Genomic DNA, 25,474 nt, shown 5'->3' on the forward strand with positions numbered 1-25,474 from the left:
CCCGCGCGGCCCAGGCTGGTCGCTCTTTTGCCTCAGGCTGCGCGGGCCATGGATGCCTGTTCCAGCGCAGCGAGGCGGTCCAGTTCGGCACACACATCGTTGATGGGTCCAGATATGACCAGACGCATGTCGGGTCGCTTCACTGGCCGCACGTCGGCCTGGCGCAGCACGCGCACCCGACACAAGGACGCTGCGCCTGGCTCACTCGCCTGGCTTTGGCGAGTCTGAGGCGTGGCGCTGTTGGCCGCTTCCCTGTTCAACCAGCCCGCACGGGTAAAACGTTGCATGGCCCTGGCTGCCACCGCTGAAGCGGCCGGGCGGGCATCGCGTTGTGAAGGCATGGGCAACCAGCAGTCGATCAACTGCAGGGGGGCGCGCCACGTGTTGGTATTGAAGATTTTTCCCATGCGAAACTCCAGATGAGGGGTTGAACACAGGCAGGATTGGAAGGAAGTTGCCAACGCAGGGATGTGTCCACATGACGAGCCGTTCGCTCGTCGGACCAAACGCCCGCCACCTGCTGAGGCAACGCGACCCGAAGGTCAGAGTTGGAAGCTGTTGCGGATGAGGCCCACGGCGAGGCCTTCTATTTCGAACGGTTCACCGGGCTCGACCACGATGGTTTTGTAGTCCGGGTTCTCGGCGTGAAGCTCGATGACGTTTTGCCGGCGCATGAACCGCTTGACGGTCACATCGTCTCCCAGCCGAGCCACCACGATCTGGCCATTCTTGGCTTCCTTGGCGGACTTCACCGCGAGCAGATCGCCATCGATGATGCCGACGTCGCGCATGGACATGCCACGGACCTTGAGCAGGTAATCCGGTTCTCGCTGGAACAGGCTGCGTTCCACGTGATAGGTCTGATCCACGTGTTCTTGCGCCAGGATGGGCGAGCCAGCCGCCACACGCCCAATGAGGGGCAGCATGAGCTGGGCCAGGCTGGGGAGCGGGAGTGTAAGCTGACGCCCACGTGAATCGTTGATGGAGCGCAGGTCTTCGCTGCGCAGACGGATGCCACGCGATGTGCCGCTGACCAATTCGATCACGCCTTTGCGTGCCAGGGCCTGCAAGTGTTCCTCGGCCGCGTTGGCCGACTTGAAGCCGAGCTCGCTGGCGATCTCGGCACGCGTTGGCGGCGAACCTGTGCGTGCAATGGCGGTCTGGATGAGTTCCAGAATCTGCTGTTGCCGGGCGGTGAGCTTGGGCGTGGTGGCGGGCATGTCGAGCATGTGAACCTCATCGGGGTGGATGCTTAACCGGGCGGGGTATCCGATCGGTAAGTCACTGTTTTCTTATCCAGTGGCTGTATTTTTAACCAGTTCAAAGGACTTGGCAAGTGGTGAATGACAACCAGGCGCGTCGCCTTGTGGTTCTGGGTACCGGCGGAACGATTGCCGGACGCGCAACCCAGGCGAATGACAACGTGGGCTATGTGGCAGGACAGGTGGCTGTGAGCGAACTGGTGGCGATGGTTCCGATCCTGGCGGATTGTCCGGTGGACGTGGAGCAGGTCGCCCAGATCAACAGCAAGGACATGGTGCTGAGCGTGTGGCAAGCGCTGGCCCAGCGCGTGGCCGCGCACCTGGATAGGCCCGAGGTGGCCGGCATCGTGATCACACACGGCACCGACACGATCGAAGAGACTGCCTTTGTGTTGCAGACGTTGTTGATGCCGTCCAAACCGGTGGTGCTGACGTGCGCGATGCGTCCCGCCACCGCGCTGGTGCCCGACGGGCCACAGAACCTGAGCGATGCGGTAGCGGTGGCCCTGCATCCGCAGGCGAGTGGCGTGGTGGTCGTGTGCGCCGGGCGCATTCATGGCGCTCTGGACGTGGCCAAGGTGCACCCCTACAGGACGGACCCGTTTGGCTCAGGCGATGCGGGAGATCTGGGCTGCGTCGAAGAGGCGCGCTTGCGCATGTTCAGGCCCTGGCCGCAAGCCGTGAGCCGTGGCACGCACGATGCCGCAAGACTGCGCTCTTTGATGCGCGTTACCGCGCTTCCCCGCGTGGAATTGATGTTCAGTCACGCTGGCGCCGATGGCGAGATGGTGCGTGCCCTGCTCAGCCACAGCCCTGCAGGTGCGCAGCGGTTGCGCGGCATCGTCGTGGCGGGCACGGGCAACGGCACGGTGCACGACGATCTGTTGATCGCGTTGAAACAAGCACAGGCTCGTGGCGTCGACGTGGTCGTGGCCAGCCGGTGCGCGCAAGGCCGTGTGGTGCCGCACCCTGGCCAACCGCTGCCAGACTCGGCCGGGCTCTCGCCGGTCAAGGCGCGTCTGGCGCTGGCGTTGCAGTTGCTGGAGAGCTGAGATGCTGCTGGCTCTGGGTGCACATCCTTGGGCTTACCCCATGCTGGAGGTGGTGCATCTGATCGGTGTGGCCTTGATCCTGGGCAATCTGGTCTTGCTGGAGTTGCGCGTGTTCGGATGGGTGTCCGAGTTGCCAATGGAGCCGTTGGCCCGATTGAGCCTTGGGCTGGTGGGTCTGGGTTTCGGCCTGGCCACGATAACGGGTCTCTTGATGTTCGGCACACAGCCCGGGGAACTGCTGGCCAACCGTGTGTTCACAGTCAAAATCGCGTTGATCATGCTGGCTGGCTGCAATGCGGGCTGGTTCCATGCACGCCGTTCGCTGCAGCTCCAGGACGCGACTGCCCGCTTGAGCATGCTCGTGTCCTTGGTCATCTGGATTCTGGTCATCACCTGTGGGCGCTGGATTGCCTACGTCTAATGGAGACCCTCATGCAACGTCGTGAATTTGTGCAATTGGCAGCGCTGCTGGGCAGTGGCGGCGGTATCGCGGACGCCCTGGCACACCATGGCTGGAGCAGCTTTGATCAGAGCCGCCCGGTCTACCTGGAAGGCAAGGCTGCCGATGTGAGATGGCGCAACCCGCACGTCGAACTGGCGCTTGAGCTGCCCGAGACACTGCGTGTGCCTGCCGATCTCGCCCAACGAGCACTGCCAGCGCAGACCGCCGGTGTGGACGGGCCTGCCTTGCTGGCCAAGGCGGTGGTGCCGACCCGGCGCGATCGCCGATGGGAAGTCGAGTTGGCGCCGCTGTTTCGACTCGGGCAGTGGTAGATGCCCGAGATCAAGAACGGTGAGGCCCTCTCGTTGGTGGGCTTCACCTTCAAGGACGAGGCCGGCGCTGCCACCGTGCGGGCCGAATATGTGTTTTTGGGCGGCAAGGTCTACGGTCTGCGCTCAAGCCCGGCTTGAGACATGGCATGACACAAAAAAACCCGGCACAAGGCCGGGTCTTTCATGGGGGACGACGGATTACTTCGAGAGGGCCTCGAAGGCGCGCGCCGTGATGTCTTCGACCGAGCCCATGCCGCTGATGGCGCGGTATTGTGGGGCCGCAGCGGCGTCGGTGCGCGCCCAACTGCTGTAGTAATCCACCAGCGGGCGGGTCTGGGCGCTGTACACCTCCAGCCGCTTTTTCACGGTCTCTTCTTTGTCGTCTTCGCGCTGGATGAGCGGCTCGCCGGTCACGTCGTCCTTGCCTTCGACCTTGGGTGGGTTGAATTTCACGTGGTAGGTGCGGCCCGACGCAGGATGCGAGCGGCGCCCGCTCATGCGCTCAATGATCGCGTCAAAGGGCACGTCGATCTCCAGCACATAGTCGAGCTTGACGCCGGCGGCCTTCATGGCGTCGGCCTGGGGGATCGTGCGGGGGAAGCCGTCGAACAGGAAACCTCCCACGCAGTCGGGCTGCGCAATGCGCTCCTTCACCAGATTGATGATCAGGTCGTCGCTGACCAGACCGCCAGATTCCATGACAGCCTTGGCTTGCAGTCCCAGTGGAGTGCCTGCCTTGACTGCGGCACGCAGCATGTCGCCAGTGGAAATCTGGGGAATGCCGTACTTCTGGCAAATGAACGTCGCCTGCGTCCCTTTGCCGGCTCCCGGCGCGCCCAACAAAATCAGTCTCATCGCTTTCCTTCTTTGGTGTTTCAATGGCTTGGCCGCTTGTCTCGAGCGGCCGCCCAAGGCGTGGGGCCGGGGCGACCGTTCGAGGATAGCATGCACATCCTCGCGCCCGGCTTACAGCGGACGGCCTAGAAAGGGCTGCCCTGCAGGGTATGAGCCAATCCCAGATTCAGCCCTGAGAGAGCAGGTGACGGACCCTTTCGAGGTCCTGCGGCGTATCGACACCAGCACCGGGAGCGACAGCACTCAGATGCACCGCAATGCGCTCGCCATGCCACAACACGCGCAGCTGTTCCAGCGATTCGGTGGTCTCCAGCGGCGCAGGCTCCAGCCCCGGGAAGCGCCGCAGAAACCCCGCGCGGTACGCGTAGATACCCACATGTCGCCAGGGAGCGGGCGAGGGCAGCGCGGGAGTGCTGCTGGCCGCCATGCCGTCGCGCCACCATGGAATGGGCGCACGGCTGAAGTAAAGGGCCGTTTGCTGACGGTCCAGCACGACCTTGACGACGTTGGGATTCAGGAAGTCGGCCACCTGATCGATGGCGTGAGCCGCAGTGCTCATGACGCAATCGGTCCGGGCTTGCAAGTGGGCCGCCACGGCATTGATGAGTTCGGGATCGATCAGGGGCTCGTCGCCCTGCACATTGACCACCACCTCGCCGTCGGGCAAGCCCAGCAGGGCGCAGGCCTCGGCCAGCCGGTCGCTTCCGCTGGGGTGGTCGTTGCGGGTGAGGATGGACTCGACGCCGTGCGCCTTGCAGGCCTCGACGATGCGCACGTCGTCGGCCGCCACCACGCACATGCGCGCGCTGCTGAGCTGCGCTTGTCGGGCCACGCGAACGACCATGGGCAGGCCCGCGATGTCGGCCAGGGGTTTGTCGGGCAGGCGGGTGGAGGCCAGGCGAGCAGGGATCAGAACCGTGAAGCCGCACGACTGCTCGGGTGCGCTCATGGCAGGGGCGTGGGCGCGTTGGGCCTTGCGGCTTCTTCTTCCGTCAGGGGTCGTGCTTCATGCTCCAGCAAGATCGGGATGCCGTCGCGCACCGGATAGGCCAGACGCGCGCTTCGGGAGAGCAGTTCCTGGCTCTCGCGGTTGAAGATCAGGGGCCCTTTGGTGACGGGGCAGACCAGCAGTTCGAGCAGTTTGGTGTCCATCTCGCGATGATAGTCGCGCGGGTAGCCCGTGGTGCCGGTTCAGGGCGCGTGCTTGAGGCCTTCGAGGCGGTCGTCGAGCGCGTTGAAGAAGGCTGGCTCCGGCGTCATTTCGAGGGGCACGGCCCAGGCCTGCGGACGCAGGGCGGGTTGAACCCGGGCCAGCAGGGGGAACAACTTGATGGCATCCTTTTCGGTGCAGATCACGGTGCGCGCGGGGTCCTGGATCAAGGCTGTGTAGCCGGTCGCATCGGCGTGGTCGGGCAGGCCCAGTTCCAGCTCGGGTTGCACGCCTGCCGCATGCAACATGTCGAAAAACACCGAGGGCCTGGCGATGCCAGCCACGGCGGTCAGGCGGTGGCTGCGCAGTTCGTGCAGTGGCATGCGTTCTCCAGCAGGACCCACGGCCTGTGCGGCAAGCCGCCGTGTGGCGCTGAACGCCGTTGCGCCTGGGGCGCTCGTCAGTGGCGGCGCGGGCGCATCTTCGCGGTGCTGGTGCAGCACCAGATCTGCCGTCGGGCTGTCACTGGCGCGGCGGGGCCACGCTTCGCGCAGCAAGCCGGCTGGCAGCAGCCAGCCGTTGCCTGTGCCGCGGTCGTCGAACACGACGATCTGCACGTCGCGGTGCAAGGCCCAATGTTGCAGGCCGTCGTCACACACGATGATGTTCACCTCGGGATGCTTGCCCACCAGAGCGTTGGCTGCGGCCACCCGGTTGGCCGCCACACAGACTGGAGCGCCCGTCCGACGCCGGATCAGGGCGGGTTCGTCGCCACTGTCCTCGGGTGGCGTATCGGGCCGGAGTTCGACAACCGCCTGGCTGTGCCGCCCATGCCCGCGTGAAACCACACCGGGTTGCCAGCCTTGGGCTTGCAGGTGGTTGACGACCGCGATCACCGTGGGCGTCTTGCCCGCGCCGCCCACCACCACATTGCCGATCACGATCACCGGCAGTTTGATGCGGTGAGCCTTGAAGACGCCGGCTGCGTACAGGCCGCGGCGCATAGCCATCAGGCCCCCGTACACCAGCGAGACCGGCCATAGCAGGCAGGCCAGCCAACTGCGCTGTCGCGAATGCACCAACCACAGCGCCTGCCAGCGGGACTGCCTCATCGGCCTGCGGTCGACAGTCTGCCTGTCAGGGCTTGCCACGGGCTGCGGCGGCGCCCGTCTGCTGGGTGGCGAACGTGATCTGCGCCAGGCCTGCGCGGCGGGCTGCGTCCATCACGTTGATGACCGACTGGTGGGTGGCTGTGGCGTCAGCGCTGATGATGATCACGGTCTCTGCGTTGCCTTGCGACGCTTGGCTCAAGACGCTGGTGAGCAGTTCGACGCTGGCGCTCTCCAGAACCTGCCGGTTGATCGAGTAGCGCCCGTCGCTGCCGACGGCCACAACGACTTCCTGTGTGTTGGTCTTGGGTGCCTGGGCATCGGCCACCGGCAGGTTCACCTTGAGTTCGGTGAACTTGCTGTAGGTGGTGGTGAGCATCAGGAAGATGAGCACCACCAGCAGGATGTCGATGAACGGGATCAGGTTGATCTCGGGTTCGTCGCGCGAGCCGGGACGGAAGTTCATGGCGTCAGTGTTTGCGCAGACTCAGCAGATGGCGCGCAAAACGCTCCGCTGCCAACTCCAGGCTCAGCAGGTAGTCGTCGACCCGAGCACGGAAGTAGCGCCAGAAGATCAACGCGGGGATCGCCACGATCAGGCCGAAAGCCGTGTTGTAGAGGGCAATCGAAATGCCCTGGGCCAGTTGGGCCGGGTCACCCACGCCGGGCACCACGCCAGCACCCTGTGCGCCCTGGGATCCAAAGATCTCGATCATGCCGATGACCGTGCCGAGCAGACCGAGCAGCGGAGCGGCCGATGCGATGGTGGCCAGCGCGCCGAGGTAGCGTTGCAACTGCGCTGCGGCCTGGCGACCGGCGCCCTCCAGGCTGGAGCGCAAGTCGTCTTCGCTGGCGCGCGGGTTGCTGTTGAAGGTACGAAAGCCGCTGGCGAGCACGGTGCCGAGCACGGAGTTCTGTTCGAGCTGGGTCACCACGTCGGGCCCGGGCACGCCGTTGCGCGAAACCATGATGGCTTCATCCAGCAGTTTGGGGGGGAATATCTTGGCTGTTTTGAGACTGACGAATCGTTCGATGACGAGGGCCAGTCCGATGACGGAACAGAGGATCAGAGGCCAGATGGGCCATCCGGCGGCTTGTATGATGGAAAGCAAGTCTGGGCTCCAGGCGGGTGCCGCTGAGTCGCGCGGCTCGTGACAGTGCGGCGATTATGTCTCAGGGGTGGCACCCGCCCCGCGAAATGGCCTCGACCCCCGTGTCCATTCATCGATGCCCAGCGCCGACTTCGTGCACAGATTCTGTGGATAACTTTGTGAAGAACCCGGCGCGCAAGTGTCCCGAGCCCGCGCAGGGCCTCGGTTTTGACAAAACGATCAGCAAACAGGCAGTGCAAAACGCTTCTGAATCAATGCGCTATCCGCCCCAGCCTGTCCACGCATGCCTTCCGCATTCGATCACCAGCGCTGGTGCGGTCTGTGGACACATTTGCCCGGGAGACGCCCGTGGCTGAGCTGTTTCAAGGGTTGGATGCCCCGTCGGCGGGCCGTGTATGGGCAGTTGGCCCGCTCATGCGTGCCGTGGCGGACACCTTGGCCGCGCGGTTCAATCCGGTGGCGGTGCGTGGTGAGATTTCCGGTTTCTCGCGCGCGGCCAGCGGCCATTGTTATTTTTCCTTGAAGGACGAAACCGGACAGGTGCGTTGTGCCATGTTCCGGCGCTCGGCCGAGCAGCTCACGTTCGCCCCGCGCGATGGACAACTCGTGCAGGCCCGCGGCAAGCTTGACGTGTATGGCGCGCGTGGCGAACTGCAACTGATCGTGGACACCTTGCAGCCGGCGGGGCAGGGCGCGCTGTTTGAGCAGTTTCTTCGGCTCAAGGCGCAGCTGGAGGCTGAGGGCCTGTTCGAGTCGGCGCGCAAAAGGCCCCTGCCACCCCAGCCGCGCAGCATCGGTGTGGTCACTTCGCTGGGGGCCGCCGCATTGCGCGACGTGGTCACCGCCCTCCAGCGGCGGGTACCGCATCTGCCCGTGGTGATCTATCCGGCGTCGGTGCAGGGCCCCCAGGCGCCCGCCGAGCTGTGCGCGGCCCTGCAGACGGCCTACCGGCGCCACGCGCAGACGGGTGAGAGCGAGGTGTTGCTGCTGGTGCGAGGCGGCGGATCGCTGGAGGACCTCTGGTCGTTCAACGATCCCGAACTGGTTCGCATGGTGTCGCGTGCTCCGATGCCGGTGGTGTGTGGTGTCGGGCACGAGACCGATTTCACCCTGGCCGACTTTGTGGCGGACTTGCGGGCGCCCACGCCCACCGCGGCGGCGGAGCTGTGCGCCCCGGCGCGCGAGCAACGCCTGGGTGAACTCGACTACCTGCAGGAGCGGCTGGGCGCGGCCGCCTTTGCCATCGTTGACCAACGCGGTCAGCGTCTGGACCGGCTGGCGCAGCGCATGGGGCGTCCGTCTGTGCGCCTGCACGACAGCCTGCAACAACTCAACCGTTTGCAGCACCGGTTGCAAAGCGGCTGGATGCTGAGCACGCAACAGCGTCGCAACCGGCTGCAGGTCCTGCAAGGGGAAATGCCGAGCGCCTTGCAACGTTCGTTCCGCCAGCAGCAGCAGCGGTTGCAGCGGTGCGAGCTCGCGCTGGGCTTGCTCGACCCCCAGCTGGTGCTGGAGCGCGGCTATGCATTTCTCACCGACCAGCAAGGCCTGGCGGTGACGCGGGCGGCCCAGGTGCAACCCGGCCAGGCACTGGGTGCAACACTGGCCGATGGCACTTTGACCGTGCGCGTGGAAGACATCCTTCAGAAACCCTGACACCATCGATGCACAAACGCGTGCCTACAATGGCCGGCTGATCGCAGGGGCACCCAGCCCGGCGGCAAGTCATTCAACAACAGCACTCACGAGGAACCCCATGGAACACACCCTGCCCGCATTGCCCTACGCCCTGGACGCCCTGGCTCCCCACTACAGCCGCGAAACGCTGGAGTTCCACCACGGCAAGCACCACAACGCCTATGTGGTCAACCTCAACAACCTGCAAAAAGGCACCGAGTTCGAAGCCATGGACCTCGAGTCCATCGTCAAGAAATCCAGCGGGGGCATCTACAACAATTCCGCACAGATCTGGAACCACACCTTCTTCTGGAACTGCATGAAGCCCAACGGCGGCGGTGAGCCGTCCGGCGCGCTGGCCGCAGCCATCACCGCGAAGTGGGGCAGCTACGCCGCGTTCAAGGAAGCTTTCGTGAAGTCCGCCGTGGGCAACTTCGGCTCGGGCTGGACCTGGTTGGTGAAGAAGGCCGACGGTTCGGTCGACATCGTCAACATGGGCGCCGCCGGCACCCCGCTGACCACCGGCGACAAAGCCCTGCTGACCGTGGACGTGTGGGAGCACGCCTACTACATCGACTACCGCAATGCCCGTCCCAAGTTCGTGGAAACCTTCCTCGACAAATTGGTGAACTGGTCGTTTGCCGAAGCCAATTTCGCCTGAAGCAGCGCATCCTGCTCACTGGGCTCGAAGGGCAACCTTCGGGCCCTTTTTGTTGGCCGTGCACAGGAAAAGAATGCAGAAATTTCATTCTGATTTTTGCATCGTGAGATAGCGGTTCAAAAAACGGGGCTTCACGGATCGCTTGGAAAGCAAAATCAAGGCTGGCCTGATCTGACTCTCCGGCATACCCTGCACAGGACAGTCAAACGAGCCATACCCCAACAATTTTGGAGATACGCGATGAGCAGCCAGCAACCCACCATCATTTACACCCTGACGGACGAAGCCCCTTTGCTGGCGACCAGCGCGTTCCTGCCCATCATCCGCACCTTCGCGGCGCCGGCCGGCATCCACGTGGCCACCAGCGACATCTCGGTGGCCGCCCGCGTGCTCGCCGCCTTCCCCGAGTGCCTGACCGAAGCTCAGCGTGAGCCCGACAACCTGGCTGAACTTGGCAAGCTGACTTTCAAGCCTGAAGCCAACATCATCAAGTTGCCCAACATCAGTGCGTCTGTGTCGCAACTGGTGGCCTGCATCAAGGAACTGCAGGCCAAGGGTTACCAGATTCCGGATTACCCCGAGAACCCGAAGACCGAAGAAGAGAAGGCCCTGCGCGCGCGCTATGCCAAATGCACCGGCAGTGCCGTCAACCCGGTCTTGCGCGAAGGCAACTCGGACCGCCGTGCACCCAGGGCAGTGAAGGAATATGCCCGCAAGAACCCACACAGCATGGGCGAGTGGAGCCAGGCCTCGCGTTCGCACGTGTCGCACATGCACGCGGGCGACTTCTACCACGGTGAAAAGTCCATCACGCTGGACAAGGCGCGCGATGTGAAGATGGAGCTGGTCACCAAGAGCGGCAAGACCATCGTGCTCAAGCCCAAGGTGTCCTTGCTTGACCGCGAAATCATCGACTCCATGTTCATGAGCAAGAAGGCCTTGCTGGACTTCTACGAAAAAGAGATCGAGGACGCCCACAAGACCGGCGTGATGTTCTCGCTGCACGTCAAGGCCACCATGATGAAGGTGTCGCACCCCATCGTGTTCGGTCATTGCGTGAAGATCTTCTACAAGGACGCCTTCGAAAAGCACGGCAAGCTGTTTGACGAACTGGGTGTCAACGTCAACAACGGCATGGTCGACCTGTACAACAAGATCGCCACGCTGCCGCAGTCCAAACAGGACGAAATCAAGCGCGACTTGCACGCCTGCCACGAAGGCCGTCCCGAACTCGCGATGGTCGATTCGGCCAAAGGCATCACCAACTTCCATTCGCCCAACGACGTGATCGTGGATGCCTCCATGCCCGCCATGATCCGCAACAGCGGCAAGATGTGGGGCGCTGACGGCCGCCTGAAAGATGTGAAGGCGGTGATGCCCGAGTCGACTTTTGCCCGCATCTACCAGGAGATCATCAACTTCTGCAAATGGCACGGCGCTTTCGACCCCAAGACCATGGGCACCGTGCCCAACGTGGGCCTGATGGCACAGCAGGCCGAGGAATATGGCTCGCACGACAAGACCTTCGAGATCACCGAAGACGGTGTCGCCAACATCACCGACCTCGCCACCGGCGAAGTCCTGCTCAGTCAGAACGTGGAGCAGGGCGACATCTGGCGCATGTGTCAGGTCAAGGACGCCGCGATCCGCGACTGGGTGAAGCTAGCCGTGAGCCGTGCGCGCAACTCGGGCATGCCGGTGGTGTTCTGGCTCGACCAGTACCGTCCGCACGAAGCGCAGATGATCACCAAGGTCAAGATGTACCTTCACGAGCACAACACCGCTGGCCTGGACATTCAAATCATGAGCCAGGTTCGTGCCATGCGCTACACGCTGGAGCGCGTGGCTCGCGGGCTGGACACCATCAGCGCTACCGGCAACATCCTTCGCGACTACCTCACCGACCTGTTCCCCATCATGGAACTGGGCACCAGTGCCAAGATGTTGTCCATCGTGCCGCTCATGGCCGGTGGCGGCATGTACGAAACGGGTGCCGGCGGCTCGGCGCCCAAGCATGTGCAGCAGCTGGTGGAAGAGAACCACCTGCGCTGGGATTCACTGGGTGAGTTCCTGGCGCTGGCGGTGTCGTTGGAAGACCTGGGCCTGAAGACCGGCAATCTGCAGGCCAAGGTGCTGGCCAAAACGCTGGACGCCGCCACCGGCAAGCTGCTGGACAACAACAAGAATCCCTCGCCCAAGACCGGCCAGCTCGACAACCGGGGCAGCCAGTTCTACCTGGCGTTGTACTGGGCGCAGGAACTTGCCGCGCAGGCAGACGACGCTGCGTTGGCTGCCAAGTTCGCCCCCCTGGCCAAGCAACTTGCCGACAACGAGCAGACCATCGTGGCCGAGCTGGCGGCCGTGCAGGGCAAGCCAGTGGACATCGGTGGTTACTACAGGCCCGACTTCGACAAGCTTGAAGCCGTCATGCGCCCCAGCAACACCTTCAACGCTGCGCTGGCATCGGTCCAGGCCTGACGCGACGCCTGGACGTGGAATGAAGCGGCCTACCGGGCAAACGGTGGGCCGCTCAGCTTGGCGCCGGCCTTGAGGCCACGCTTGTCAAACCAGCCCTTGTTCATCTCCAGCACAAAGCGCACCGGCTTGGCCGAGCAGTGCGATGTCAAGGTCTGCGGCTGCATGTCGGCGAGGTTGACGATGGTGCCGTCGTCAGCCACGAAGGCCGCCGTGAGCGGGAGCAGGGTGTTCTTCATCCAGAAGCACTGTTCCGAAGCCTGCTCGAACGCAAACAGCATGCCTTCGTTGCTTGGCATTTCCTTGCGGTGCATGAGGCCGACCGCGCGCTCTTGCGGGGTTGCCGCCACCTGGGCCTGGATCAGGTGCATGCCGGCTGCCAACGTGACCCGTGGCAACTGGAGCTGTGGGGTTTCCTGGGGCCAGGCCGGGCCCGTTGCGAGGACCAGCAGAGACAGCAAGAGGGTTGACAGCTTTTTCATGCAATGAGTTGAGTGGTTCGCTTCAGATCCGCATTCTCCGCCATTCACCTGCTCTGGGTGCGTCTTGCGGGACGACCCCGCAGCCACGCTGGGCGCAAGGCCGGCGAAGACTAGAATTTCCAGAGCGCCCCAGCGCGAACTTCAGGCCCAGGGTGGCTCCACGCGAGCCGGCGGCCTCGCACCAAAATTCTCGGAGATGTTCCCATGTACCAACACATCAAGGTGCCCGCCCAGGGCGAAAAAATCACCGTCAATGCTGACATGTCGCTCAATGTGCCTGACCAGCCCATCGTGCCGTACATCGAAGGCGACGGCACGGGTCTGGACATCACGCCAGTGATGCTCAAGGTGGTCGACGCGGCCGTGGCCAAGGCCTACGGCGGGCAAAAGAAGATCCACTGGATGGAGGTCTACGCCGGCGAGAAGTCGACCCAGGTGTACGGCCCCGACGTGTGGCTGCCCGAAGAAACCCTGACCGCGCTGCGCGAATATGTGGTTTCCATCAAAGGCCCATTGACCACGCCTGTGGGTGGCGGTATCCGCTCGCTCAACGTGGCGCTGCGCCAGGAGCTCGATCTCTACGTCTGTCTGCGCCCGGTGCAGTATTTCAAGGGTGTGCCTTCGCCGCTGAAAGAGCCCGAGAAGACCAACATGGTGATCTTCCGCGAGAACTCGGAAGACATCTACGCGGGTATCGAGTACGAAGCCGAGTCGCCCAAGGCCGTCAAGCTCATCAAGTTCCTGCGCGAGGAGATGGGTGTCACCAAGATCCGTTTCCCGGAGACTTCGGGCATCGGCATCAAGCCGGTGTCGCGCGAAGGTACCGAGCGCCTGGTGCGCAAGGCCATTCAGTACGCGATCGACAACGACAAGCCCAACGTGACCATCGTCCACAAGGGCAACATCATGAAATACACCGAAGGGGGCTTCCGTGACTGGGCTTACGCCCTGGCGCAGAAGGAATTCGGCGCCGAGCTGATCGACGGCGGCCCGTGGTGCAAGTTCAAGAACCCCAGGACCGGACGGGACATCATCGTCAAGGACAGCATCGCCGATGCCTTCCTGCAGCAGATCCTGCTGCGACCGGCCGAATACTCGGTGGTGGCCACGCTCAATCTGAACGGCGACTACATCTCGGACGCCCTGGCTGCCCAGGTCGGCGGCATCGGCATTGCGCCGGGTGCCAACCTGTCCGATACCGTGGCTTGCTTCGAGGCCACCCATGGCACCGCGCCCAAGTACGCCGGCAAAGATTACGTGAACCCCGGCTCCGAAATCCTGTCGGCCGAGATGATGCTGCGCCACATGGGCTGGAAAGAAGCGGCAGACCTGATCATCAGCTCGATCGAGAAGTCGATCGCCAGCAAGAAGGTCACCTACGACTTTGCGCGCCTGATGGAGGGTGCCACCCAGGTGAGCTGCTCCGGTTTTGGTCAGGTGATGATCGAGAACATGTAAGTCATCGCTGGCCAGCTTTCTGGATCCAAAAGCCCCTGGCGCCCGCGCGACAGGGGCTTTTTTCAGTTCGGCTGCGGCTTCTGAGAACCGGTGAAGTTCGCGTTGCCTCCACCCACCGCCCGATAGCGCGAACTACGCCCTCAAAAACCGTCAGCTCTTCGGTTTTGTTTTGGGCTTTCCATTCACAATGAGGCATGGAAACGACCAGCCGTCCGCGTTCTGCCCCTGCCACGGGGCGGGGTGTGGTTTTGCTGGAAGGGCCGTCCCTAATCCCGCGTGGCGAGGTGGGCGGATATGCGCCGCTAGAATGGTTTTCATGGCCACCCAGAACCCCAAAAAACCCGAAAACCCGACGGCGCCTCCCAGCGTCAGCAACGACGAGTCGGTGGTGCTCGAACGGCGCGCCCAGCGCACCCAGCCGCCCCACATGTTTCAGGTGGTTTTACTCAACGACGATTTCACGCCCATGGAGTTCGTGGTGCACGTCATTCAGGAGTTCTTCAGCAAGGACCGTGAAACCGCCACCCAGATCATGCTCAAGATCCATCTTGAAGGAAAAGGCATTTGCGGTGTGTATTCGCGTGATGTGGCCAGCACCAAGGTGGATCAGGTTCTCCAGGCCGCGAGGGCTGCCGGACACCCTCTTCAATGCATGAGTGAGCCAGTTGAATAAAGCACGACGCGCCCCATCTGACCCTCCGAATCAGTTCAATTTGTTTTCCAGACGTTTGCTTATCCGTTCACCCAAGCCCAAAGGACGTGCCCCATGATTGCCCAGGAACTTGAAGTCAGCTTGCATATGGCCTTTGTCGAGGCCCGGCAGCAGCGGCACGAATTCATCACGGTCGAGCACCTGCTGCTGGCGCTGCTGGACAATCCCAGCGCCGCCGAAGTGTTGCGCGCCTGCTCGGCCAACATCGACGACCTCCGCAAGTCCTTGACGAACTTCATCAAGGACAACACTCCCCAGGTGGCCGGCACCGACGAGGTGGACACGCAGCCCACGCTGGGTTTCCAGCGCGTGATCCAGCGCGCCATCATGCATGTGCAGTCCACCGGAAACGGCAAGAAGGAAGTCACTGGCGCCAACGTGCTCGTGGCCATCTTCGGCGAGAAAGACTCACACGCCGTGTACTACCTCCACCAGCAGGGCGTGACCCGCCTGGACGTGGTGAACTTCATCGCGCACGGCATTCGTAAGAGCGATCCGCCCGAGCCGTCCAAGTCGGGCGAGAGCGCCGCCGAGAACGAGGAAGCCGGTGAAGCCAAGAGCAACGAAAAGGCCTCTCCGCTGGAGCAGTTCACCCAGAACCTCAACCAGATGGCCAAGGACGGCAAGATCGATCCGCTCATCGGGCGAGAGTACGAAGTCGAGCGCGTGATCCAGATTCTGTGCCGCCGCCGCAAGAACAACCCGCTGCTGGTGGGTGAGGCCGGCGTGGGCAAGACCGCGATCGCCGAGGGCTTGGCCTGGCGCATCACCCAGGGCGATGTGCCCGAGATCCTGGCCGATTCGAGCGTGTTCTCGCTCGACATGGGCGCTCTGTTGGCCGGCACCAAGTACCGCGGTGATTTCGAGCAGCGCTTGAAAGGTGTTCTCAAGTCGCTCAAGGACCGCCCCAACGCGATCCTGTTCATCGACGAGATCCACACCCTGATCGGTGCGGGCGCGGCTTCGGGCGGCACCCTGGACGCGTCCAACCTGCTCAAGCCGGCGCTCTCCAGCGGCCAGCTCAAGTGCATTGGCGCCACCACCTTCACCGAATACCGCGGCATCTTCGAAAAAGACGCGGCACTCAGCCGCCGCTTCCAGAAGGTGGACGTGGTCGAGCCGACCGTGCAGGAAACGGTGGACATCCTCAAGGGTCTGAAGTCTCGCTTTGAAGAGCACCATGGCGTGAAATACGCCGTGGCCGCCCTGCAGGCCGCGGCCGAACTGAGCGCCAAGTACATCAACGACCGCCACCTGCCCGACAAGGCCATCGACGTGATCGACGAGGCCGGTGCGGCCCAGCGCATCCTGCCGGTGTCCAAGCGCAAGAAAACCATCAGCAAGACCGAGGTCGAGGAAATCGTGGCGAAGATCGCGCGTATTCCCCCGGCCAACGTGTCCAACGACGACCGCAGCAAGCTGCAGACGCTGGAGCGCGATCTCAAGAGCGTGGTGTTCGGTCAGGACAAGGCGCTGGAGATCCTGGCCTCGTCCGTCAAGATGGCGCGTTCGGGCCTGGGCAAGAGCGACAAACCGATCGGCGCCTTCCTGTTCAGTGGCCCCACCGGCGTCGGCAAGACCGAAGCCGCCAAGCAACTGGCCTACATCATGGGTATCGACCTGATCCGCTTCGACATGTCGGAATACATGGAACGCCATGCCGTGAGTCGCCTGATCGGTGCGCCTCCGGGCTACGTCGGCTTCGACCAGGGTGGTCTGCTCACCGAGGCCGTGACCAAGAAGCCCCACTGCGTGCTGCTGCTCGACGAAATCGAGAAAGCGCATCCCGACATCTTCAACGTGCTGCTGCAAGTCATGGACCACGGCACGCTGACCGACAACAACGGGCGCAAGGCCGACTTCCGCAACGTCATCGTGATCATGACGACGAACGCGGGTGCCGAGACCATGAACAAGGCGACCATCGGCTTCACCAACCCGCGCGAAGCGGGTGACGAGATGGCCGACATCAAGCGCCTGTTCACACCCGAGTTCCGCAACCGCCTGGACGCCACGGTGAGCTTCAAGGCGCTGGACGAGAACGTCATCATGCGTGTGGTCGACAAGTTCCTGCTGCAACTGGAAACGCAACTTGGCGAGAAGAAGGTCGAGGTCACGTTCACCGATGCCCTGCGCAAGCACCTGGCCAAGAAGGGTTTCGACCCGCTGATGGGCGCACGCCCGATGCAGCGCCTCATCCAGGACACGATTCGCCGCGCCTTGGCCGACGAACTGCTGTTCGGACGCCTGACAGAAGGTGGCCGCCTGACGGTGGACATCGAGACCAAGCACGATGAAGCAGGCAAGGAAGTGCAGGAAGTTCTGCTGGACATCCAGCCGTTGCCCAAGAAGGAAGGCAAGGCCAAGCCCGAAGAGGCCACGGCGGGCTGAGCCCGTTCTTCTCCCAGACAAAAGGCCCGGTGATCCCGGGCCTTTTGTCTGGTTGCAGCTCGCTCAGGGTGCCGCGAGGTAGGCGGCCCGAATCGCCTCGACGCGCTTGCGGTTCACTCCGAAGTCTTCCTGCCCCAGACGGCTGGCGCTGCGCACCTCGATCACGCCGCCGGCGGGATTGGCCCAGAACTCCACGTCGTCGACGAACTTGAGCCAGCGCGTTTGCGCCTGCGCGTAGAGGTAGTCCGGGCGCTGCTCAACGACGGTCACGTCCTGCATGGCCCGCAGCACGGCTTCCAGAGTCTTGAGCGAGTCGGCAGCGCCGGCACCCTTGAGGGGCAGGGGATCGATGGCTGCGTAAATGCGCTGTGGGTGGTCGGTATAGAGCGCAGCCTGGCTGCTCACGCTGTTGCGGGTGCCGGACGGTGGCTTGAAGCGGCCGTCCTTGATACCGATGTCAGCAGGCCGCTGACCACTCAGCAGGCCCATCTGAGCGGCCACCAGGGCCACCACGACAGCGCCCAGAACGATGTAGAGCGCGATCTTCATGGCCAGGCCCGGGCTCAGCGCTTACCGCCCAACAAACTGCCGAGCACGCCACGCACGATCTGGCGGCCCAGGCCGCTGGCCACGCTGCGCGCCGCCGTCTTGGCCATGGTCTGCACCAGGCCGTCGTACTGGCCGCCGCGCGGACCGGTGCGGCCGAACAAGGCCTCGTTGACCATGCCACCGATGCCGCCTCCGCCAGCTTCGGCCTCCTGTTTCGCAGCGCCGGGAATGCGGGGTGTCTTCGGTGCGTCTTTCGTGGCTTCGGGCTCGGCTTCGGCACCACGTTTGCCTGCGTGGTTGGCGAACATTTCGTAGGCGCTCTCGCGGTCCAGCAGCTTTTCGTACACACCGGCCACCAGGGATTCCTGGCGCAGTTGCTGACGCTGCGCATCGGTGATGGGCCCGAGCTGGCTGCCCGGCGGCAGCACAAAGACGCGCTCGGTTTCACTGGGTCGGCCCTTGGCGTCGAGCAGGCTCACCAGCGCCTCGCCCACGGCCAGCTCGGTGATGGCGGCTTCGATATCCAGCCCGGCCTTGGGTCGCATGGTCTGCGCGGTGGACTTCACGGCCTTCTGATCGCGCGGTGTGAAGGCGCGCAGTGCGTGCTGCACGCGGTTGCCGAGCTGGCCGAGCACGCTGTCGGGGATGTCCAGCGGGTTCTGCGTCACGAAATACACGCCCACGCCCTTGGAGCGCACCAGGCGCACCACCAGCTCGATGCGCTCGATCAGCACCTTGGGCGCCTCGTTGAACAGCAGGTGGGCCTCGTCGAAGAAGAACACCAGCTTGGGCTTGTCGGGGTCGCCGATCTCCGGCAGGGTCTCGAACAACTCGGAGAGCATCCACAGCAGGAAGGTGGCGTAGAGGCGCGGCGCGTTCATCAGCTTGTCGGCCGCCAGGATGTTGATCACGCCTTTGCCGTCCACCGTCTGCATGAAGTCGGTGATGTCGAGCATGGGCTCGCCAAAGAACCGGTCACCCCCCTGCTGCTCCACCTGCATCAGCCCGCGCTGGATGGCGCCGATGCTGGCCGCGCTGATGTTGCCGTACTCGGTGGTGAACTGCTTGGCGTTGTCACCGATGTGCTGCAGCATGGCCCGCAGGTCCTTCATGTCCAGCAGCAAGAGACCGTTGTCGTCCGCGATCTTGAACACCAGGTTGAGCACGCCGGCCTGGGTGTCGTTGAGGTTGAGCATGCGCGCCAGCAGCAGCGGGCCCATGTCGCTGACGGTGGCGCGCACCGGGTGGCCCATCTCGCCGAACACGTCCCACAGCGTGGTGGGGCAGGCCTGCGGGGCGGGCAGGGTGATGCCACGGTCCTGCAGAACCTTGCTGATCTTTTCGCCGAAGCTGCCCTTCTGGCTGATGCCCGAAAGATCACCTTTGACGTCGGCCATGAACACCGGCACCCCGATGTTGGAGAACTGCTCGGCCAGGGTTTGCAGCGTCACCGTCTTGCCGGTGCCGGTGGCGCCCGTGATCAGGCCGTGGCGGTTGGCCAGCCCCGGCAGCAACTGGCAGGTGGTGTTGGCGTTCTGGGCGATCAGCATCGGTTCGGCCATGGCGGAGCTTCCTTGTGTGCGGGTTCGGGGCAGGGCGGGTGAAAACGTAAAATCGCAGGCTTATTAGATCAAAGCCCAAGCAGGCAAAAGGACAATTTCGTGGCCGGACACAGCAAATGGGCAAACATTCAGCACCGCAAGGGTCGCCAGGACGAAAAGCGCGGAAAGATCTGGACCCGCGTCATCCGTGAGATCACCGTGGCCGCGCGCCAGGGCGGCGGCGACCCGGCCATGAACCCGCGCCTTCGCCTGGCCATCGACAAGGCCAAGGCGGCCAACATGCCGGCCGATCGCATCAAGTACAACGTGGAGAAAGCGTCCGGCACGTTGGAGGGCGTGAGCCTGGAAGAGATTCGCTACGAGGGCTACGGCATCGGTGGCGCGGCCGTGATCATCGACACCATGACCGACAACAAGGTCCGCACCGTGGCCGAGGTTCGCCACGCCTTCAGCAAACACGGCGGCAACCTGGGCACCGACGGCTCGGTGTCTTTTCAGTTCAAGCACTGCGGGCAGCTGGTGTTTGCGCCGGGCACCTCTGAAGACAAGGTGATGGAGGTGGCGCTGGAAGCCGGCGCCGACGACGTGATCACCGACGCCGATGGCGCCATCGAGGTGCTGACCTCACCGACCGAATTCGAAGCTGTGAAGAACGCACTGGAGGCCGCCGGTCTCAAGCCCGAGATCGCCGAAGTGACCATGCGTGCCGAGAACACGGTGGAGCTCACGGGTGACGACGCGGCGCGCATGCAGAAGCTGCTCGATGTCCTTGAAGACCTGGATGACGTGCAAGGCGTCTTCCACAATGCCGAGATCAACGAATGAACGTATTGGTTATTGGCGGCGGTGGCCGCGAGCATGCCCTGGCCTGGAAACTCAAGCACGACGACGGCGTGAGCCAGGTGTTTGTCGCGCCCGGCAACGCCGGCACGGCGCGCGACCCGGATCTGGTCAACCTCGACATCACCGACAAGGTGGCGTTGCGTGAATGGGCGCAGGCCCAGAACGTGGCGCTCACCGTGGTGGGGCCGGAAGCGCCTTTGGCCGCGGGTGTGGTGGACGAATTCCGCGCCCACGGCCTGCCGATCTTCGGCCCCACCAAAGCGGCGGCGCAACTGGAGAGCTCCAAGGCCTTCTCCAAGGCCTTCATGCAGCGCCACGGCATTCCCACCGCCAGGTACCAGGCCTTCACCGACCCGGCGCTGGCCCACGCTTACGTGGATGCCGAAGGCGCTCCCATCGTCGTGAAGGCAGACGGCCTGGCCGCTGGCAAAGGCGTGGTGGTGGCCATGACGGCGGCCGAGGCGCACGAAGCCATCGACTTCATGCTGCTCGACAACACCCTGGGCGTGGCGCACAACGAGGGCGGGGCGCGCGTCGTCATCGAAGAATTTCTTGAAGGCGAAGAGGCCAGCTTCATCGTGCTGTGCGATGGCGAGCACGCGCTGGCGCTGGCCACCAGCCAGGACCACAAGCGCCTGCTGGACGCCGACCAGGGCCCCAATACCGGCGGCATGGGCGCGTATTCGCCTGCGCCGGTGGTCACGCCTGCCGTGCACGAACGTGCCATGAACGAGGTGATCCTGCCCACGTTGCGCGGCATGGCCGCCGACGGCATTCCGTACACCGGTTTCCTGTACGCGGGCCTGATGATCACGCCCGATGGTCAGGTCAAGACGCTGGAGTTCAACTGCCGCATGGGCGACCCCGAGACACAGCCGATCATGATGCGCCTCAGGAGCAATCTTACGCAGGTGCTGCTCTCGGCCACACGGGCCGAACTGGACCGCGTGGCGCTGGACTGGGACCCGCGCGTAGCGCTGGGCGTGGTGCTGGCCGCCGCCGGCTACCCGCTGAACCCGCGCAAGGGCGATGCCATCACGGGCCTGCCGGCCGATGCTGCTGAGCGCATGGTGTTCCACGCGGGCACGGCCAAGGCTGGCGATGAGGTGCGGGTTTCGGGCGGCCGCGTGCTGTGTGTGACCGCCCTGGCCGAGACGGTCGCGCTTGCGCAACAGCGTGCCTACGAGGTGGTGGATGGCATCCAGTTCGCCGGCATGCAGTGCCGCCGCGACATCGGGTACCGCGCACTTTGAATTCCGTCTGCGATTTCCCCACGCCACACGCGGTGCAATTCCAGGGCTCAAGGCTGGCGCGCTGGCTGCTGGGACGCCTGGGCTGGACGGTGAATTTCGGCGGTTTTCCGGCCCTGCAAGGCGTGGCCATCGTCTACCCGCATACCAGCAACTGGGATTTCGTGGTGATGCTGCTGGCCAAGTGGTCCATGGGTGTGCCTGCGCGTTTCTGGGGCAAGGACTCGCTGTTTCGTGTGCCGCTGCTGGGCGCCTGGGTGCGTTGGCTGGGCGGCATTGCGCTGGACCGCCATTCGCCACGCGGCGCCGTCAGCGACATGGTGGCCCTCATGGCCGAGCACCGCCGGCAGGGCCGAATGCTCTGGCTGGCCTTGTCGCCCGAAGGCACGCGGCGGCGCACGTCCGGCTGGCGCAGCGGTTTCTACCAGGTCGCGCGAGGGGCAGACGTGCCGCTGGCCTTGATCCGGCTGGATTACAGTCGCAAGCAGATCGATGTGACCGACTTCGTGCGCCTGAGCGGAGACGTGGCGGCCGATCACGCCCGGATTGCGCAGCTCTACGGTGATGCCCGTGGCTTGCACCCCGAACTGGCCAGCCCCATTCAGCCCCTGTCCAAATCCACCTCTCTTGACACGGTTTGACCATGAAACAGACGTCCTTGACCGCCGTGCGCGAGTTCCTCACCGATTTGCAGGACCGCATCACCTCCACCGTGGCCATGGTCGATGGTGGTCGTTTCGTGGTTGACAAGTGGACCAAGCCATCGGGTGAAACCTTGCAGGGCAACGGCATCACGCAGATCCTGGAAGACGGTGCCGTGTTCGAGCGGGCGGGCTGCGGGTTCTCGCACGTCACGGGTCCTCGCCTGCCGCCCTCGGCCACCCAACACCGGCCCGAACTGACCGGCGCGCCGTTTGAAGCCATGGGCGTCTCGCTGGTGTTCCACCCGCGCAACCCCTACGTGCCCACGGTGCACATGAATGTGCGCATGCTCGCCGCCACGCCCGCCGGTGGCGAGCCGGTGTGCTGGTTTGGCGGCGGCATGGACCTCACGCCCTACTACGGCTTTGAGGAAGACGCGGTGCATTTCCACCAGTCGGTGAAGAACGCGCTCGACCCCTTCGGCGTCGACAAGTACCCCCGCTTCAAAACCTGGTGCGACGAGTACTTCTATTTGAAACACCGCGATGAACAACGCGGCATTGGTGGTGTGTTTTTCGACGATTTCTCCGAACTCGGTTTTGACGGCAGCTTTGCCATGATGAGCTCGGTCGGCGATGCATTCCTTGACGCCTACCTGCCCATCGTCGACCGGCGCAAGAACACCCCGTACGGCGAGCGCGAACGCAGCTTCCAGCTCTACCGCCGTGGGCGCTATGTCGAATTCAACCTGGTGTGGGACCGTGGCACCCATTTCGGCCTGCAATCGGGTGGCCGCAGTGAATCCATCCTGTTGTCCATGCCGCCGCTGGTGAGCTGGGCATACAACCGCAAGACCAAAAAAGGCACGCCCGAGGAGCGGCTCTACAAGGAATTCCTGGTTCGCAAGGACTGGCTTTGAAGCCTGGTGCCGCGAGCCCTCAGCGCGTGGGCATGTTCGGTGGTGCGTTTGATCCGCCGCACTGGGCGCACCGCGCGCTGGCTGAAACCGCACTCCAGCAGCTCGGGCTGGACGTGTTGCACATCCTGCCCACCGGCTACGCCTGGCACAAGACCCGGGTGCTCTCACCCGCCGTCGATCGGGTGGCCATGTGCCATCTCGCGTTTGACGACCTGGCCCGTGTGAAGATCGACGAGCGCGAAATCCAGCGGCAAGGCCCGAGCTACACCGCCGATACGCTGCACGAACTCCGGCGCGAGTACCCAGGCGCACAGCTGTTTCTCATCCTGGGTGCCGACCAGTTGTTGTCGTTTCGCACCTGGGTGCGCTGGCAAGAGGTACTGGATTTGGCCACGCTGGCGGTGGCCAACCGCGCGACCAACATCGGAGCCGACGCCCCACTGGACCATGCCGTCGAGACCGACCTGTCGCAGGTGGGGCTCCCCTTTGACCGGCTGGACATGCCACTCAAGAACATCAGCGCGACCGCCGTACGGGCCCGACTGGGGCAGGCGGCACAGAGCACCAGCACCCTGGAGGTTCTGGTGCCCGAGGCCGTCGCAAGCTACATTTCAACCCATCACCTTTATCAGAATCCCACATGACCAGCGAAACCATTGCCAAAAAAGACATCCAGAGACTCCAGCGGGCCATCGTCGACGGGCTGGAGGACGTCAAGGGGCAGGACATTGTGGTTTTCAACACCGAACACCTCTCACCGCTCTTCGAGCGCGTGATCGTCGCCAGCGGTACCTCGAACCGTCAGACCAAGGCCCTGGCCGCCAGTGTGCGCGATGCCGTGCGCGAAGCTGGCTTCGACAAGCCCCGCATTGAGGGCGAAGACAACGGCGAATGGATCATCGTGGACTGCGGCGCTGCCGTTGCCCACGTGATGCAGCCCGTGATCCGCCAGTACTACCGCCTTGAAGAGATCTGGGGCGCCAAGCCGGTTCGCCTGAAACACGGTGCCGAGAAGCCTGTGGTGGCAGAGGCCAAGCCCGCCAAGACCAGCCGCAAGAAGCCGGTGGCCACGGCCGCCGCCCAGCCTGCCAAGAGCACGGCGCGCAAGGCCGCGCAGTCGGCGGCCCGCACGGCTGCGGCTGCACCGGCCAAACCCGTGGCCAAAACCGCGGCCAAGAAGCCCGCAGTGAAGTCGGCAGCCAAGTCCGCTCCAGCCAAAACCACGGCTGCCAAGACCACCCGCAAACCAGCAACCAGCGCACCGAAAGCGGCGCTGCAGAAACTGGTGGTCAAGCCCCGCGTGGCTCCGAGCGCGAAGCCCGCCGCCAAATCCGCCCCGAAAGCGGCGTCCAAAGCGGCTCCCAAGGCCGCCACCAACCCCGCCGCCAAGACGCCTGCGCGCAAGACCACCAAGGCGGTTGCCCCTAGAAAGGCATGAAGCTGCTGATCGTCGCGGTCGGGCAGCGGGTGCCCGACTGGGCCCAGACCGCCTACGACGATTACGCCAAGCGCTTTCCGCCCGAACTCCGTGTGGAGCTCAAAGCGGTCAAGACCGAACCGCGCGGCTCCAAGACCCTGGAAACGCTGCTCGCGGCCGAGCGGGAACGCATCGAGGCTGCGATCCCGCGCGGCTCGCGCATCGTGGCACTCGACGAGCGCGGCATCACCCTCACCACGAAGGCGCTGGCCCAGCAGCTGAACGAATGGCAGTTGGAGAGTGACGACGTGGCCTTGGTGATCGGCGGACCCGACGGCCTGGACCCCGCGTTTCGCGCCGCTGCCCACCAGCGCATCCGCTTGTCCGACCTGACGTTGCCACATGCCATGGTGAGGGTGCTCCTGATCGAGCAGCTCTACCGCGCGTGGTCCGTCAACGCCAACCACCCGTACCACAGAGAATGAGCGACTTCATTTATCTCGCGTCCCAGAGCCCGCGCCGCAAACAGCTGCTCGAGCAGTGGGGCGTTCGTTGCGAACTGCTGCTGCCCGATGCTGACGAAGACGCCGAGTCGCTGGAAGCCGTGTTGCCGGGTGAGGTGCCCGCCGCCTATGTTCAGCGCGTGACAGGCCTGAAGCTGCAGGCCTCGCTCGAGCGCCTGAAACGCCGTGGCCTGCCTCTCGCGCCTGTGCTGTGCGCCGACACCACCGTGGCGCTGGGTCGCCGCATCCTGGGCAAGCCCGCCGATGCGGCAGAGGCCTGCGGCATGCTCGCCAGCCTGGCAGGCCAGCGCCACCGCGTGCTCACCGCCGTGGCGGTGGGCGTGCCCGGCAAACGCAATCCGCGCATCCACACGGCCCTGTCCACCTCGTGGGTCACGTTCGAGCCGTTGACAGCCGCGCAGATCGCGCGCTACGTGACCAGCGGTGAGCCCATGGGCAAGGCCGGGGCTTATGCGATCCAGGGGCGCGCGAGCCTCTGGGTGAGCCACATCAGCGGCAGCTATTCGGGCATCATGGGCTTGCCCGCGCACGAGACAGCGCAGGTGCTGCACGCCGCCGGTGTGCGGCTGATCTGAACCGCATCACGCCACGGAGAAGG

Annotated in this window: 29 protein-coding genes; 18 read left to right on the plus strand and 11 right to left on the minus strand. The window is 64.1% G+C overall.

Going from position 1 to position 25,474, the window contains the following annotated elements; all coding sequences use genetic code 11:
- Window positions 1–32: 32 nt before the first annotated feature.
- Both F9Z44_RS10310 and lexA read right to left on the minus strand, forming a co-directional pair.
- Window positions 33–407 carry a hypothetical protein gene (locus tag F9Z44_RS10310; protein ID WP_159605843.1) on the minus strand — a complete coding sequence of 125 codons (375 nt, stop codon included), beginning with the start codon at window positions 405–407 and terminating at the stop codon, window positions 33–35.
- 135 nt (window positions 408–542) lie between these two features.
- Window positions 543–1,220, minus strand: a complete 678-nt coding sequence (gene lexA, locus F9Z44_RS10315) for a transcriptional repressor LexA (RefSeq protein ID WP_156775604.1) — start codon at window positions 1,218–1,220, stop codon at window positions 543–545.
- A gap of 119 nt (window positions 1,221–1,339) precedes the next feature.
- Between lexA and F9Z44_RS10320 the strand changes: the two genes are divergently transcribed.
- Genes F9Z44_RS10320 through F9Z44_RS23275 form a run of 4 tightly spaced genes read left to right on the plus strand, consistent with a single transcriptional unit; the run spans window position 1,340 to window position 3,226 of the window.
- Entirely contained in the window at window positions 1,340–2,314 is a 975-nt protein-coding gene (locus F9Z44_RS10320; protein WP_328793944.1) for an asparaginase, read from the plus strand.
- A 1-nt stretch (window position 2,315) separates the two neighbouring features.
- Window positions 2,316–2,735: a hypothetical protein gene (locus F9Z44_RS10325; RefSeq protein ID WP_159605845.1), complete on the plus strand. Its 420-nt coding sequence runs from the start codon at window positions 2,316–2,318 to the stop codon at window positions 2,733–2,735.
- Between the two features lie 11 nt (window positions 2,736–2,746).
- Window positions 2,747–3,088, plus strand: coding sequence for a DUF6152 family protein (locus F9Z44_RS10330; RefSeq protein WP_442907188.1), 342 nt, complete (start codon window positions 2,747–2,749; stop codon window positions 3,086–3,088).
- Window positions 3,089–3,226 (plus strand): hypothetical protein, encoded by a 138-nt coding sequence (locus F9Z44_RS23275; protein ID WP_442907189.1) that lies wholly within the window; start codon window positions 3,089–3,091, stop codon window positions 3,224–3,226.
- Window positions 3,227–3,286: 60 nt separating this feature from the next.
- Here the strand turns inward: F9Z44_RS23275 and adk are convergent, their stop codons facing one another.
- From adk to F9Z44_RS10360, 6 genes are all read right to left on the minus strand, one after another.
- On the minus strand, window positions 3,287–3,943 hold the full coding sequence (gene adk / locus F9Z44_RS10335; RefSeq protein WP_159605847.1) for an adenylate kinase: 657 nt from the start codon (window positions 3,941–3,943) through the stop codon (window positions 3,287–3,289).
- A gap of 166 nt (window positions 3,944–4,109) precedes the next feature.
- A complete protein-coding gene (kdsB, locus tag F9Z44_RS10340; protein WP_159605849.1) occupies window positions 4,110–4,892 on the minus strand; it encodes a 3-deoxy-manno-octulosonate cytidylyltransferase in 783 nt (260 codons plus the stop codon).
- Window positions 4,889–5,095: a Trm112 family protein gene (locus tag F9Z44_RS10345; RefSeq protein WP_159605851.1), complete on the minus strand. Its 207-nt coding sequence runs from the start codon at window positions 5,093–5,095 to the stop codon at window positions 4,889–4,891. The genes kdsB and F9Z44_RS10345 overlap by 4 nt, the downstream gene beginning before the upstream one ends.
- A 39-nt stretch (window positions 5,096–5,134) precedes the next feature.
- Entirely contained in the window at window positions 5,135–6,244 is a 1,110-nt protein-coding gene (gene lpxK, locus F9Z44_RS10350) for a tetraacyldisaccharide 4'-kinase (RefSeq protein ID WP_442907190.1), read from the minus strand.
- Entirely contained in the window at window positions 6,231–6,668 is a 438-nt protein-coding gene (locus tag F9Z44_RS10355; RefSeq protein ID WP_159605855.1) for an ExbD/TolR family protein, read from the minus strand. The genes lpxK and F9Z44_RS10355 overlap by 14 nt, the downstream gene beginning before the upstream one ends.
- Window positions 6,669–6,672: 4 nt before the next feature.
- On the minus strand, window positions 6,673–7,314 hold the full coding sequence (locus tag F9Z44_RS10360; protein ID WP_159605857.1) for a MotA/TolQ/ExbB proton channel family protein: 642 nt from the start codon (window positions 7,312–7,314) through the stop codon (window positions 6,673–6,675).
- A gap of 357 nt (window positions 7,315–7,671) precedes the next feature.
- Between F9Z44_RS10360 and xseA the strand changes: the two genes are divergently transcribed.
- The 3 genes from xseA to F9Z44_RS10375 all read left to right on the plus strand — a co-directional run bounded on the left by xseA (window position 7,672) and on the right by F9Z44_RS10375 (window position 12,130).
- Window positions 7,672–8,970 carry an exodeoxyribonuclease VII large subunit gene (gene xseA, locus F9Z44_RS10365; RefSeq protein WP_442907288.1) on the plus strand — a complete coding sequence of 433 codons (1,299 nt, stop codon included), beginning with the start codon at window positions 7,672–7,674 and terminating at the stop codon, window positions 8,968–8,970.
- A gap of 100 nt (window positions 8,971–9,070) precedes the next feature.
- Entirely contained in the window at window positions 9,071–9,652 is a 582-nt protein-coding gene (locus F9Z44_RS10370) for a superoxide dismutase (protein WP_159605859.1), read from the plus strand.
- Window positions 9,653–9,892: 240 nt separating this feature from the next.
- Window positions 9,893–12,130 carry an NADP-dependent isocitrate dehydrogenase gene (locus tag F9Z44_RS10375; RefSeq protein ID WP_159605861.1) on the plus strand — a complete coding sequence of 746 codons (2,238 nt, stop codon included), beginning with the start codon at window positions 9,893–9,895 and terminating at the stop codon, window positions 12,128–12,130.
- A gap of 29 nt (window positions 12,131–12,159) precedes the next feature.
- On the opposite strand, the gene F9Z44_RS10380 is transcribed toward F9Z44_RS10375, so the two are convergent.
- Window positions 12,160–12,609: a DUF192 domain-containing protein gene (locus F9Z44_RS10380; RefSeq protein WP_159605863.1), complete on the minus strand. Its 450-nt coding sequence runs from the start codon at window positions 12,607–12,609 to the stop codon at window positions 12,160–12,162.
- A 204-nt stretch (window positions 12,610–12,813) separates the two neighbouring features.
- Between F9Z44_RS10380 and icd the strand changes: the two genes are divergently transcribed.
- The 3 genes from icd (at window position 12,814) to clpA (ending at window position 17,170) form a co-directional block, all read left to right on the plus strand.
- Window positions 12,814–14,067: an NADP-dependent isocitrate dehydrogenase gene (gene icd / locus F9Z44_RS10385; protein ID WP_159605865.1), complete on the plus strand. Its 1,254-nt coding sequence runs from the start codon at window positions 12,814–12,816 to the stop codon at window positions 14,065–14,067.
- 307 nt (window positions 14,068–14,374) lie between these two features.
- On the plus strand, window positions 14,375–14,740 hold the full coding sequence (clpS, locus tag F9Z44_RS10390; protein ID WP_159605867.1) for an ATP-dependent Clp protease adapter ClpS: 366 nt from the start codon (window positions 14,375–14,377) through the stop codon (window positions 14,738–14,740).
- A gap of 93 nt (window positions 14,741–14,833) precedes the next feature.
- Complete coding sequence (clpA, locus tag F9Z44_RS10395) at window positions 14,834–17,170, plus strand: ATP-dependent Clp protease ATP-binding subunit ClpA (RefSeq protein ID WP_159605869.1); 2,337 nt, start codon at window positions 14,834–14,836, stop codon at window positions 17,168–17,170.
- Window positions 17,171–17,233: 63 nt separating this feature from the next.
- Here clpA and F9Z44_RS10400 read toward each other — a convergent pair whose 3' ends face one another.
- The gene (locus tag F9Z44_RS10400) at window positions 17,234–17,719 is read right to left on the minus strand and encodes a DUF1499 domain-containing protein (protein WP_159605871.1); all 486 of its coding nucleotides are present in this window, start codon (window positions 17,717–17,719) and stop codon (window positions 17,234–17,236) included.
- A 14-nt stretch (window positions 17,720–17,733) separates the two neighbouring features.
- A complete protein-coding gene (locus F9Z44_RS10405) occupies window positions 17,734–19,281 on the minus strand; it encodes a helicase HerA-like C-terminal domain-containing protein (RefSeq protein ID WP_159605872.1) in 1,548 nt (515 codons plus the stop codon).
- 99 nt (window positions 19,282–19,380) lie between these two features.
- On the opposite strand from F9Z44_RS10405, the gene F9Z44_RS10410 reads away from it, so the two are divergent.
- Genes F9Z44_RS10410 through F9Z44_RS10445 form a run of 8 tightly spaced genes read left to right on the plus strand, consistent with a single transcriptional unit; the run spans window position 19,381 to window position 25,451 of the window.
- Window positions 19,381–20,106: a YebC/PmpR family DNA-binding transcriptional regulator gene (locus tag F9Z44_RS10410; RefSeq protein WP_159605873.1), complete on the plus strand. Its 726-nt coding sequence runs from the start codon at window positions 19,381–19,383 to the stop codon at window positions 20,104–20,106.
- A complete protein-coding gene (gene purD, locus F9Z44_RS10415) occupies window positions 20,103–21,377 on the plus strand; it encodes a phosphoribosylamine--glycine ligase (RefSeq protein ID WP_159605874.1) in 1,275 nt (424 codons plus the stop codon). The genes F9Z44_RS10410 and purD overlap by 4 nt, the downstream gene beginning before the upstream one ends.
- 32 nt (window positions 21,378–21,409) lie before the next feature.
- Entirely contained in the window at window positions 21,410–22,015 is a 606-nt protein-coding gene (locus F9Z44_RS10420; RefSeq protein ID WP_236574093.1) for a 1-acyl-sn-glycerol-3-phosphate acyltransferase, read from the plus strand.
- A 2-nt stretch (window positions 22,016–22,017) separates the two neighbouring features.
- Window positions 22,018–22,935, plus strand: a complete 918-nt coding sequence (gene hemF / locus F9Z44_RS10425; RefSeq protein ID WP_159605876.1) for an oxygen-dependent coproporphyrinogen oxidase — start codon at window positions 22,018–22,020, stop codon at window positions 22,933–22,935.
- Window positions 22,932–23,579 carry a nicotinate (nicotinamide) nucleotide adenylyltransferase gene (gene nadD / locus F9Z44_RS10430; protein ID WP_236574094.1) on the plus strand — a complete coding sequence of 216 codons (648 nt, stop codon included), beginning with the start codon at window positions 22,932–22,934 and terminating at the stop codon, window positions 23,577–23,579. Before hemF ends, nadD begins: the two co-directional genes overlap by 4 nt.
- The gene (rsfS, locus tag F9Z44_RS10435) at window positions 23,576–24,373 is read left to right on the plus strand and encodes a ribosome silencing factor (protein ID WP_159605877.1); all 798 of its coding nucleotides are present in this window, start codon (window positions 23,576–23,578) and stop codon (window positions 24,371–24,373) included. Before nadD ends, rsfS begins: the two co-directional genes overlap by 4 nt.
- Entirely contained in the window at window positions 24,370–24,837 is a 468-nt protein-coding gene (gene rlmH / locus F9Z44_RS10440; protein WP_159605878.1) for a 23S rRNA (pseudouridine(1915)-N(3))-methyltransferase RlmH, read from the plus strand. Before rsfS ends, rlmH begins: the two co-directional genes overlap by 4 nt.
- Window positions 24,834–25,451: a Maf family protein gene (locus tag F9Z44_RS10445; protein WP_159605879.1), complete on the plus strand. Its 618-nt coding sequence runs from the start codon at window positions 24,834–24,836 to the stop codon at window positions 25,449–25,451. The genes rlmH and F9Z44_RS10445 overlap by 4 nt, the downstream gene beginning before the upstream one ends.
- Window positions 25,452–25,474 lie beyond the last annotated feature (23 nt).

It is taken from the genome of Hydrogenophaga sp. PBL-H3 (assembly GCF_010104355.1).
In the GTDB taxonomy this organism is placed as follows: Bacteria; Pseudomonadota; Gammaproteobacteria; order Burkholderiales; family Burkholderiaceae_C; genus Hydrogenophaga.